This window comes from Celeribacter sp., from assembly GCF_048259695.1.
Taxonomy (GTDB): Bacteria; Pseudomonadota; Alphaproteobacteria; order Rhodobacterales; family Rhodobacteraceae; genus Celeribacter.
Genome location: NZ_JBLXHL010000004.1, coordinates 235434 through 247115 on the forward strand (window position 1 = coordinate 235434; position 11682 = coordinate 247115).

Below are 11682 nucleotides of genomic sequence, written 5' to 3' on the forward strand. Positions count from 1 at the left end.
CATGTCCGAGGCTGGCACTCCCCCCGACGCGCCGCACATTCCGGTTCTTTTGCGTCCGCTCTTGCGTGAATGTGCGCCTATCTCGGGCCGTTGGCTCGACGGCACATTCGGTGCGGGCGGCTATACCAGGGGATTGTTGGCGGCGGGGGCGGATCACGTCATGGGCGTGGATCGCGATCCGTTGGCGCATGAATTGGCCGCTGAGTGGGTCACGGATTTTGGCGACCGCATTTCGCTGACGCTCGGGACGTTTTCGCGCCTTGACGACTACGCTGCGGATCTGGACGGTGTTGTGCTTGATCTGGGCGTGTCCTCCATGCAGATCGACCTCGCGGATCGCGGGTTTTCGTTTATGAAAGACGGCCCGCTCGACATGCGGATGAGTCAGGACGGGCCAACGGCGGCCGAGTTCGTCAACGGGGCCTCGGTCGACGAAATCGCCGATGTGCTGTTTCACTACGGCGAGGAGCGCCAGTCGCGCAAAATTGCCAGTGCCATTGTGATGGATCGCGAAAAAAAGGCCCCGTTCGAGACAACGCTACAGCTTGCAAGCCTGATCGAGCGGTTGTTGCCGCGCAAAAAGCCGGGTCAAAGCCACCCTGCGACCCGCACGTTCCAGGCCATTCGCATTCACATCAACGACGAATTCGGCGAGTTGATCGCGGGGCTTGAGGCGGCCGAGCGGGCGCTCAAACCGGGTGGCCAACTGGCGGTCGTGACCTTTCATTCGCTTGAGGATCGCGTTGTGAAACGGTTCTTTCAACAACGTGCCTCGACAGGCGGCGGTGGCTCGCGCTATGCTCCGGTCCAAGAGGTGAAAACACCCGGATTTGAGCAGTTGTCCAAGGCAATCGGCCCCGATGATGACGAATTGGAAGTGAACCCGCGTGCGCGGTCCGCCCGTTTGCGCGTGGGGCGGCGCACAGATGCGCCCGCTTTGCCGTCGGATCGTGCCATTTTGGGCCTGCCCAAGCCGCTTTTGGACCGAGGATATGAGTGATGCGGGCGTTCTATATTGTCATTTCGGGTCTTATCGTGATGGGACTCGCGTTTTGGGCCTACAACGAAAATTACCGCACCCAACAGGTGTTGCGCGAAGTGTCGAGCCTGCAACGCCAGATCGGACACCAACGCGAAGAACTGGCCGTCCTCAAGGCGGAATGGGCCTACCTCAACCGTCCTGAACGGTTGCGCGATCTGGCCTCGATCAATTTTGACCGCTTGGGTCTCTTGCCGTTTTTGCCCGAACAATTCGGCCGCGTCGATCAGGTCAGCTTTCCTCAGGACAATGATATTCTGGGCGATATCGAGGGCATTTTCGATGTCGTGGGCCGTGTGGAGGATTATCCGTAATGTCGATCCGCACCCCGCTTCGCCCGCTCGCCCGCATCCTGAAAGCCCGCCAGAAAGGCGAAAACCCCGACACGATCGAGCGCGAGAACCTGCGTCTGCGTCACGAGGAGATGCGCGACAAATCGCGTCTGCGGGCCGAAGGGCGGTTGTTGATCCTTGGCCTCGGGTTTGTCTCCGCGTTTCTCGTCGTGGGCTTGCGCATGGGACAGGTGGCCTCAACGGTCCCCGAGGAACCCCGCGCCGTCACATCGGGGACGCCGATCCTCGCGCAGCGCGCCGATATTGTGGACCGCAATGGCCGTATTCTGGCGACCAACCGCACCACGCACTCCCTTTATGCACAGCCTCAGGAGATGATCGACCCGCTCAACGCGGCGCGTCAGTTGGTGCATATTTTTCCGGACCTCGACGAGGACCGCCTGATCAAGGATTTTACCGGCAAGCGTAAATTCCTGTGGATCAAGAAAAAGATCGCGCCCGAACAACAGCAAGCCGTCCATGACATTGGCGAGCCGGGCCTGTTGTTCGGTCCGCGCGAAGAGCGGCTATATCCCAACGGTAAACTGGCCGCGCATATTCTTGGCGGGACCAAATTCGGCCGGGAGGGTGTGATGAGTGCCGAGATCGTCGGCCAGTCCGGGATCGAGCGGTTCCGCGACGACTACCTGCGCGACCCTGCCAATGGCGATGCGCCGTTGCAACTGTCGCTTGACCTGTCGGTGCAAACCACGGTGCGCGAAGTGCTTGATGGCGGGATGCGGATGCTCGATGCCAAGGGGGCCGCCGCCGTAATGATGGATGCGCAAACGGGCGAGATCATTTCGATGGTGTCGCTGCCTGATTTCGATCCCAATTCACGTCCCGAGTATTTTACCGGCAATAATCCCGCCGACAATCCGCGCTTTAACCGTGCGGTGCAGGGCGTCTATGAACTCGGCTCGACGTTCAAGATTTTTGCGGCCGCACAGGCGATGGAGCTTGGCATCGCCAATCCCTCGACCTTGATCCCCGCAACGCCGCCGTTCCGTTGGGGCAAACACCGGATCGGCGAGTTCGAAGGCCACAACTACGGGCCGTCATTGAGCCTGCGCAATATGATTGTAAAATCGTCCAACGTGGCGACCGCCCATGTGGCGCAGCAAATCGGCGTGACCCGTCAACAGGAGTTCCTCAAAACGCTCGGCTTTTTCGATCCAACCCCCGTGGAGTTGATCGAGGCCGCAGGGGCAAAACCGCTCTTGCCGCCCAACTGGTCCGAATTGTCGACCCTGACCATTTCGTTCGGCCATGGCCTGTCTGCCTCTCCGCTGCATCTGGCCGCCGCTTATGCGTCGCTTTTGAACGGTGGCACCCATGTCACACCGACCTTGCTCAAGGCGCAAGGCTTTGTCCCCAAAGGCCCGCGCGTTGTGCGCCCCGAGGTGTCTCAGGCGGCGCGTGAGATGCTGCGTGCGGTTGTGCATGAACCCGAAGGCACCGCAAACTTTGCCGAAGTTCCGGGCTACCGCGTTGGCGGCAAAACCGGCACCGCCGACAAACCGCGTGAAAACGGGCGTGGCTATTACGAAGATAAAACCATTACGACCTTTGCCTCGATCTATCCCGCCGATGATCCACGGTATGTCCTGATCGTGACGTTGGACGAAGCGGTGGAGACCACAGGGCCAATTCCGCGCCGCACCGCGGGGTGGACGGCCGTGCCTGTTGCCGCCGAAATCATCCGTCGCACATCGCCCCTTCTCGGGTTGCGACCAGAGATTGAAACTGCTGCGCAAGGTGGGGTAACACTGACCGCAACACGATAGCGAACAGCGACAATCAACAAAGGCAGGCGCGGCAATGGTGAAATCTCTTTCCGAGTTAGGATTAACCGCGCAGGGGGGCAAGGACGCCCATATCACGGGCCTGTCCGTGGACAGCCGCGATACCCTTGACGGTCATTTGTTTGCCGCCTTGCCGGGCGCGCGCGTACATGGCGGCGAATTTATAGAATATGCATTGCGCATGGGCGCGCGGGCAATTTTGACCGATCCCGAGGGCGCAAAAATTGCCGCTGAAGTGATCGGCTCTTACGCGCCTGCATTGGTGGTCGTCGAGGATCCGCGTCAGGCCTTGTCCTATGCTGCAGCTTTGTATTTCGGTCGCCAACCCGACACGATGGTGGCGGTTACAGGCACCAATGGCAAAACCTCTGTGGCCAATTTCACCCGACAGATCTGGCAGCTTTTGGGGGCACGTGCGATCAACATCGGCACCACAGGTGTCGAGGGCGATTGGAATGCGCCAAGCCCGCACACCACGCCCGAACCGGTCACGTTGCACCGCCTGTTGTCACAGGCCGCCAGTGCGGGCGTGACCCACGGTGCAATGGAGGCCTCAAGCCACGGTTTGTCGCAGCGCCGCCTTGACGGGGTGCGGCTGACCTCGGCGGCGTTCACGAATTTCACCCAGGACCACCTTGATTATCACGAAACATTCGAGGCCTATTTCGCGGCCAAGGCGGGGTTGTTCACCCGCGTGTTGCCCGACGATGGCGTGGCGGTGATCAACATCGACGACCCCAAGGGGATGGAGCTTGAAGCTATCTGTGCCGAGCGGGGCATTGATGTGATGCGGGTGGGACGCTCGGACGCCGCCGACCTGCGGGTGGTCGGTCAGCGGTTTGACGCCACGGGACAGGATGTGCGCATCGATTTCGTCGGCAATATCACGCAGGTCCGTCTTGATCTGATCGGCGGATTTCAGGCCGATAATGTGATTGCGGCGGCGGGTTTGTGCATGACCAGTGGCGCCGACCCCGACGAGGTGTTTTCGTGTCTGGCGGAACTCAAGGGCGTGCGCGGGCGCATGGAGCACGCGGCCACGCGCGACAACGGGGCTGCGGTGTTCGTCGATTACGCCCACACCCCCGATGCCGTCGCCACCGCGATCAAGGCGCTGCGCCCGCATGTCATGGGCCGCGTCATTGCCATTATCGGCGCGGGCGGGGACCGCGACAAAACCAAACGCCCCTTGATGGGGCAGGCCGCGCGTGAGCATGCCGATCTGGTGATCGTCACCGATGACAACCCGCGTTCCGAGGACGCCGCGGCGATCCGAGCCGAGGTGATGCTTGGTGCGGGGGAGGCCATCGAGGTGGGCGACCGCGCCGAGGCGATTTTGCGCGGCGTGGACGCGCTACAACCCGGCGATGCGCTTTTGATTTGTGGCAAGGGACATGAGACGGGACAGACCGTGGGCGACACGGTGTATCCGTTTGACGATGTGGAGCAGGCCTCCGTCATTGTGGCGGCTTTGGATGGTGCGATATGAGCGTGCTGTGGACGAGCGGCGAGATTGCCGCCGCCACGGGCGGGCGGGCCACGGCGCAGGTCGATATTGCGGGCGTTTCGATTGATACGCGCACCATCGGTACGGGTGATTTGTTTGTGGCGCTCAAGGCGGCGCGGGATGGCCATGAATTTGTGGCCACCGCACTGGCCAACGGGGCAGCCGCCGCGCTTGTGACCCATGTGCCCGAGGGGGTGGACGCCGATGCGCCGCTGATTATCGTGGATGAGGTTCTGCCCGCGTTGGAGCGTCTGGGCGAGGCCGCCCGTGCACGGGTGGCGGGCAAGGTCATCGGCGTGACCGGTTCGGTCGGCAAAACCTCGACCAAGGAAATGCTGCGGGCAATTTTGCGCGGTCAGGGCAAGGTCCACGCCGCCGAAGCGTCCTACAACAACCATTGGGGCGTGCCGCTCACCTTGGCGCGTATGCCCGCCGACACCGATTTTGCGGTGATCGAAATTGGCATGAACCACCCGGGCGAGATTGCGCCTCTGGCCAAAATGGCACGCCCGCATGTGGCGATGATCACCACGGTGGCCGCAGCGCATATGGCGGCCTTCGAGAGCCTTGAGGGCATCGCAGTGGAAAAAGCCGCTATTTTTGAGGGGCTTGAGCCGGACGGCGTGGCCGTTATCAATGGGGATCTCACCGTGACGCCTGTTTTGGCGTCCGCGTGGACCGGCCCGACGATCTCCTTTGGCGAACGTCCTGAAAACGATGCACGTCTGACCTCTGTGCGCTTGGCCAATGATGTGACCGTGGGCGAGGCCGAGATCGACGGCGAGGTGCAATTGTTCCGCCTGTCCACCGCAGGGCGCCATTTTGCCACCAACGCGGTCGGCTGTTTGGCTGTGGTGTTGGCCTTGGACGGGGATGTCACGATGGCTGCGCGGGATCTGGCGCTTTGGGCGCCCCCCGAGGGGCGTGGGGCGCGTGAGATCATCTTGCTCGATCCGGTTGAAATCGACCAGACCATGGTGCTGTTGGATGATGCGTTCAACGCCAATCCGACCTCGATGATCGCAAGCCTCGAAGTGCTCGCGGCGGCACAGGTCACCGACGGTTTGGGCCGCGTGTCCAAGGGGCGGCGTGTGGCGTTTCTGGGCGATATGCTGGAACTGGGCGAGACCGAGGTGGCCGATCACGCAGATCTCGCGGCGCTCCCGTTTTTTGAGGCCATCGACGTTGTCCACTGTGTCGGGCCGCTGATGGCGCATCTGTTCGCGGCCCTGCCGCCGCACAAACGCGGTCACCGCTATGATCACGCCACCGATGCGTTGCGCGATCTCAAAGGGTTGATTGACGCAGGCGATGTGGTTTTGGTGAAGGGGTCGAAAGGGTCGCGGGTCAGCTTGCTTGTTGACGCGATCCGAAACTTGGGGCATCCGCTGCCTAACGAAGAACAAGGGGTATGATGTTCAAATGCTGTATTGGTTAACCGGACTTTCGGATGGCGGGGATGTGTTCAACCTGTTTCGCTACATCACAATGCGGGCAGGCGGGGCGTTTTTTACCGCGCTGATTTTCGGGTTTATCTTCGGGCGTCCCCTCATCAACCTGTTGCGCCGCCGCCAAGGCAAGGGCCAACCCATTCGCGAAGACGGCCCCGAGGGCCATTTTGCCAAGGCCGGAACCCCGACCATGGGCGGGCTGTTGATCCTCACCGCCTTGCTCACCTCGACCTTGCTATGGGCGCGGCTCGATAACCCCTATGTGTGGATCGTGCTGTTCGTGACCTTCGCCTACGGGGCGATCGGTTTTGCCGATGACTATTCCAAAGTGTCCAAGGCGACAACGGCGGGCGTGTCGGGCAGGGTGCGGCTTTTGCTCGGTTTTATCATTGCGTTCATCGCATCCGTTTGGGCGGCCTATGTGCATCCTGACGAGTTGTCGAACCAACTGGCCCTGCCCGTGTTCAAGGACGTGTTGCTGAATTTCGGCTATTTCTACATCCCCTTTGCGATGTTCGTCATCGTTGGCGCGGCCAATTCCGTGAACCTCACCGACGGGCTTGACGGGTTGGCCATTATGCCCGTGATGATCGCGGCCGGCACGCTTGGCTCCATCGCCTATGTGGTGGGGCGTGTCGACTTTACCGAGTATCTCGGCCTGCACTATGTGCCGGGCACGGGGGAATTGTTGGTGTTCGTGGCGGCGCTCATCGGCGGCGGGTTGGGGTTCTTGTGGTACAACGCGCCCCCCGCAGCGGTGTTCATGGGCGACACGGGGTCTTTGGCGCTTGGCGGTGCTTTGGGCGCGATTGCCGTGGCCACCAAACACGAGATCGTTTTGGGCATTGTCGGCGGCCTGTTCGTGGTCGAGGCCCTGTCCGTGATCATCCAGGTGCTGTATTTCAAACGCACGGGGAAACGCGTCTTCCTTATGGCCCCGATCCATCACCACTACGAGAAAAAGGGATGGGCAGAACCCACGATCGTGATCCGGTTCTGGATTATCTCGCTCATTCTGGCGCTGATCGGTTTGGCCACGTTGAAACTGCGCTAAGGGGCGGGCATGACCATAGAAGCCTATCGCGAGTTGGTTGCACACCGGCTAGAGGCGCAGCGAGATGCCATCGCGCAGGTGCTGTCTCGGGCATGTGAGGAAACGCGCGATACGTCGAGCGAGCATGCGCATGAAGGCGCGATCATTTTGCGCATCGAAGTTTCCCGCGACGGGCTGTCCTATGCCTTCCCCGTGTCCGCATGGTTCGATGGCAAGACCGATCGCCCGGATCCTTCATTTGACGGGTTTGCCCCGCTCATATCGCAAGCCGAAGAAGACCAGTTCATCGTTTGGGAAGAGGGTCCCGAGGCCCCGCAACATGCGTTGGAACAGCCTGTGATCGACGCCGCGAACGTAGAGGCCACCGTGATTGCACCGTTTATCGTCGCGCTGGCACGTGAGTGCGGGTTGCAGGACGCTCCGTTCGGTGTCGAAGTTGGTCTGCACGACAGCCGTGATGTGACCTTGATCTGCGAGCCTGCGGGTGGCATGGGAGCCTATGAGGCCCAAGTCAAAGCTGATATAACCGTCGCACGTGACGCCATCCGCGCACGCGCTGGCGCTGCGCGCGCAGCGTCTTCGCCGTCTTCCTCCCCCAGTGTTCTGGCCCGCATCAAAGCGTGGGTCTTGGGCGCACAAAACTCCTAAGAGGTCACCATGATCCCCGTTCTCGGTTACGAAGGCCGCAAGGTCGCTGTTTTGGGGCTTGGCCGTTCGGGCCTTGCCACCGCGCGGTCGCTGAATGCGGGCGGGGCCGAGGCCCTGTGTTGGGACGACAGCATCGAGGCGCGCACAAGCGCCGAGGCCGAGGGGCTTACGATCCATGACCCGACCCGGCAAGGCGCGTTTGATGATGTTGCCTGTCTTGTCGTCAGTCCCGGTATCCCGCACCTCTACCCCGAACCGAACAAGGTGATCGCACTGGCGTGGGATGCGGGCGTGCCGGTGGACAACGACATCGGGCTGTTTTTCCGCTCGCTCGGTCAGGGCGACTGGATGGAGCACGACACGCCGCCACGCGTGATTGCCGTGACGGGGTCGAACGGAAAATCGACCACCTCGGCGTTGATCCATCATATCCTGACCGAGAACGGCACCCCGTCGCAACTGGCCGGCAACATCGGGCGTGGCGTGTTGGACATTGACGCCCCGATCGAGGGTGAGGTGATCGTGTTGGAGCTGTCGTCCTACCAGACCGATTTGGCGCGCGCCCTGACCCCTGATGTGGCGGTGTTCACCAACCTGTCGCCCGACCACCTTGATCGCCACGGCGGTATGGGCGGCTATTTCGCGGCCAAGCGGCGCTTGTTCGCAGAGGGCGGGCCGGACCGCGCCGTGATCGGTGTCGATGAGGCCGAGGGGCAATATCTGGCCAACCAACTGGTCGAAGGGCTCGAAGATGCCCGCCTGATCCGCATCTCCGCCGAGCGCAAACTCACCTCCGGTTGGTCGGTGTTTGCCCGCAAAGGGTTCCTGGCCGAATGGCGCAAGGGGCGGCAAACCACCTCGATCGATCTGCGCGCGATTGACGGGCTACCCGGTGCGCACAATCACCAGAACGCCTGTGCGGCCTATGCGGCGTGCCGGTCGATCAACATCGCACCCAAGACCATCGAAAAGGCGCTTGGCACCTTTATGGGCCTGCCGCACCGGTCGCAAATGATCGGTGAAAAGGACGGGGTGAAATTCGTCAACGACAGCAAGGCCACCAATGTCGACGCCGCCGCCAAGGCGTTGCAAGCGTTCCCGCGCATCCGCTGGATTGCGGGCGGCATGGGCAAGGACGGCGGTATTGCCGGTCTGGCACCACATCTGGGCGCGGTGGCAAAGGCCTATCTCATCGGCTTTTCGGCGCGTGATTTTGCGCTGCAACTGGGGGATACGCCCTACGAGATTTGCGAAACGATGGATGTGGCTGTGGCCCGTGCGGCGGCAGAGGCGCAAGCGGGAGAGACGGTTCTGTTGGCCCCTGCGGCGGCCTCGTTTGACCAATACCCCAATTTCGAACGGCGCGGCGAGGATTTCACCCGCGTGGTCACGGCCCTGTTGTAACGCCCCCGCCGGGCTGTGAGGCGGCCTGTGTGTCCGCCTGTGCGCGATGCGCGGCCTCTTGCTTGTGGCGCAATCTATAGTGGATTCGTATGCCAAAACCCGCTACATTGAGCGAATAGATCCGCATAAGCGGGCGTTACAGTTTGAGGCAGTAGGCGGTCCCATGACAGAAATGGTTTATGGCTCGATTCCCCAACGGGAAGGTGAGCCGGTTCTCCCGCGTTGGTGGCGTACCATCGACAGATGGTCCTTGGCGGCCGTGTTCATGTTGTTCGGGATCGGGCTGTTGCTTGGCCTTGCGGCCTCGCCGCCCTTGGCCCAGAAAAATAACCTTGCCGATTTTCACTATGTCCAACGTCAGGCCTTCTTTGGCTCTGTGGCGTTGATGGTCATGGTTCTGATGTCGATGATGGACCCGCAAAAGGTGCGCCGTTTGGGTGTGCTGGGATTTGCGGCTGCATTCATCGCTCTGGTTTTGCTGCCGTTTTTCGGAACGGACTTTGGCAAGGGCGCGACGCGGTGGTTCTCGCTCGGCTTTGCCTCTGTGCAACCCTCCGAGTTTCTCAAACCCGCCTTTGTCATCACCGCCGCGTGGCTGATGGCCGCCGCAAACGAGATCGGTGGCCCTCCGGGGCGGCTTTATTCGTTTATGTTGGTGTCGACCATTGTGGTCTTGCTCGCGTTTCAGCCCGATTTTGGTCAGGCGTCTTTGGTCATGTTCAGTTGGTGTGTGATGTATTTCGTCGCCGGTGCGCCGATGGTGTTGCTGCTCGGGCTTGCGGGCGGGATCGTGTTGTTCGGGACGGTGGCCTACAACAATTCCGAACACTTTGCGCGACGCATTGACGGCTTTCTCAACCCCGACATCGATCCCACCACCCAGATCGGCTATGCCACCAATGCGATCCGTGAGGGCGGGTTCTTTGGCGTGGGCGTGGGCGAGGGAACGGTGAAATGGTCGCTGCCCGATGCGCATACCGATTTCATCATTGCCGTGGCCGCCGAAGAATACGGGCTGATCCTCGTGCTCGTGATCCTTGGCCTCTATGCCACCATCACCGTCCGGGCGCTCTGGCGTCTGTTGCGCGAACGCGACCCGTTTATCCGCCTTGCGGGGACGGGGCTTGCCTGTGCCTTCGGGGTTCAGGCCTTTATCAACATGGGTGTGGCGGTACGCTTGTTGCCCGCCAAGGGCATGACCCTGCCGTTTGTGTCCTATGGCGGCTCGTCGGTGATTGCCTCGGGTATTGCCCTCGGGGCGCTCTTGGCGTTTACGCGCACCCGCCCCCAAGGTGAGATCGGTGATTTGCTGATCCGTCACGGTCGATAATCGAGAAAGTCCAGACATGTCCAACAACGCGCCCCTCCTTGTCATCGCCGCCGGCGGGACCGGTGGTCATATGTTCCCCGCACAGGCCCTCGCCGAAGTGATGCTTGCGCGGGGGTGGCGGGTCAAACTGTCCACCGATGCCCGTGGCGCACGCTATACAGGTGCCTTTCCGGCGGCGGTCGAGATCGAGCAAATGCCCTCCGCGACCTTTGCGCGGGGCGGGATCGTGGCCAAGCTCAAAGTGCCGTTCAAAATTGCCGGCGGTGTCGTTGCCGCGATGCGCAAGTTCCGCCGTGACCGTCCCGCCGTTGTTGTGGGCTTTGGCGGCTATCCCGCGATCCCTGCCGTGGCCGCGGCAACGCTGATGAAACTGCCGCGTATGATTCATGAGCAAAACGGCGTGCTTGGCCGCGTCAACAAGGCCTTTGCGACCCGCGTCGATCATGTCGCCTGTGGCACATGGCCCACGGACCTGCCCGAGGGTGTGACGGGGGTGCATGTCGGAAATCCCGTGCGCGCATCGGTGTTGGACAAGGCCGCAGCGCCCTATATTGCCCCGGGTGATTACCCTATGGAAATTCTGGTCATCGGCGGCTCCCAAGGGGCGCGGATCACGTCGGATGTGGTGCCTGCCGCCATTGCCGCGCTGTCTGATGTGATCAAATCCAACCTGCGGGTGAGCCAACAGGCCCGGCCCGAGGATGTCGAGCGCGTTGAAGCGTTTTACGCGCAAAACGGCATTGGTGCCGACATCAAGACCTTCTTTGACGACATTCCCAAACGTATGAGCGAGGCGCAGCTTGTGATTGCCCGCGCGGGCGCGTCGACTGTGGCGGATATTTCCGTCATTGGCCGCCCCGCGATCCTTGTGCCGTTTGCTGCTGCCACGGGCGACCACCAAACCGCCAATGCGCGTGGTCTGGTTGATGCCGGGGCGGCAATTATGATCCCCGAGAGCCAATTGACCGCCGCCACCTTGTCCGAACAGATCGCATTGGTTATGGGCAACGCGAACGGTGCCGCGCAAATGGCACAGGCCGCCCTGTCTGTTGGCAGACCGCACGCCGCCGAAGATCTGGCCGATATGGTCGCCGCACTCGCCGCGTGATGCG

The 11682-nt window shown here is 61.6% G+C and carries 10 protein-coding genes; all 10 read left to right on the forward strand.

What is annotated here, in order from left to right:
- Position 1 precedes the first annotated feature (1 nt).
- The 10 genes from rsmH to murG all read left to right on the forward strand — a co-directional run bounded on the left by rsmH (position 2) and on the right by murG (position 11678).
- Positions 2–1000 (forward strand): 16S rRNA (cytosine(1402)-N(4))-methyltransferase RsmH, encoded by a 999-nt coding sequence (gene rsmH / locus ACN0Q0_RS09245; RefSeq protein WP_417243096.1) that lies wholly within the window; start codon positions 2–4, stop codon positions 998–1000.
- Positions 1000–1353, forward strand: a complete 354-nt coding sequence (gene ftsL / locus ACN0Q0_RS09250) for a cell division protein FtsL (protein ID WP_417243097.1) — start codon at positions 1000–1002, stop codon at positions 1351–1353. The genes rsmH and ftsL overlap by 1 nt, the downstream gene beginning before the upstream one ends.
- The gene (locus ACN0Q0_RS09255; RefSeq protein WP_417243098.1) at positions 1353–3158 is read left to right on the forward strand and encodes a peptidoglycan D,D-transpeptidase FtsI family protein; all 1806 of its coding nucleotides are present in this window, start codon (positions 1353–1355) and stop codon (positions 3156–3158) included. The genes ftsL and ACN0Q0_RS09255 overlap by 1 nt, the downstream gene beginning before the upstream one ends.
- Positions 3159–3192: 34 nt before the next feature.
- A complete protein-coding gene (locus ACN0Q0_RS09260; protein ID WP_417243099.1) occupies positions 3193–4665 on the forward strand; it encodes a UDP-N-acetylmuramoyl-L-alanyl-D-glutamate--2,6-diaminopimelate ligase in 1473 nt (490 codons plus the stop codon).
- The gene (locus ACN0Q0_RS09265; RefSeq protein ID WP_417243100.1) at positions 4662–6098 is read left to right on the forward strand and encodes a UDP-N-acetylmuramoyl-tripeptide--D-alanyl-D-alanine ligase; all 1437 of its coding nucleotides are present in this window, start codon (positions 4662–4664) and stop codon (positions 6096–6098) included. The genes ACN0Q0_RS09260 and ACN0Q0_RS09265 overlap by 4 nt, the downstream gene beginning before the upstream one ends.
- 7 nt (positions 6099–6105) lie before the next feature.
- On the forward strand, positions 6106–7188 hold the full coding sequence (gene mraY, locus ACN0Q0_RS09270; RefSeq protein WP_417243101.1) for a phospho-N-acetylmuramoyl-pentapeptide-transferase: 1083 nt from the start codon (positions 6106–6108) through the stop codon (positions 7186–7188).
- A gap of 9 nt (positions 7189–7197) precedes the next feature.
- Positions 7198–7836: a hypothetical protein gene (locus tag ACN0Q0_RS09275; RefSeq protein WP_417243102.1), complete on the forward strand. Its 639-nt coding sequence runs from the start codon at positions 7198–7200 to the stop codon at positions 7834–7836.
- Positions 7837–7845: 9 nt separating this feature from the next.
- Positions 7846–9240 carry a UDP-N-acetylmuramoyl-L-alanine--D-glutamate ligase gene (gene murD / locus ACN0Q0_RS09280; protein ID WP_417243103.1) on the forward strand — a complete coding sequence of 465 codons (1395 nt, stop codon included), beginning with the start codon at positions 7846–7848 and terminating at the stop codon, positions 9238–9240.
- A gap of 163 nt (positions 9241–9403) precedes the next feature.
- Positions 9404–10570 carry a putative lipid II flippase FtsW gene (gene ftsW, locus ACN0Q0_RS09285; protein ID WP_417243104.1) on the forward strand — a complete coding sequence of 389 codons (1167 nt, stop codon included), beginning with the start codon at positions 9404–9406 and terminating at the stop codon, positions 10568–10570.
- A gap of 16 nt (positions 10571–10586) precedes the next feature.
- On the forward strand, positions 10587–11678 hold the full coding sequence (gene murG, locus ACN0Q0_RS09290; RefSeq protein ID WP_417243105.1) for an undecaprenyldiphospho-muramoylpentapeptide beta-N-acetylglucosaminyltransferase: 1092 nt from the start codon (positions 10587–10589) through the stop codon (positions 11676–11678).
- Positions 11679–11682 lie beyond the last annotated feature (4 nt).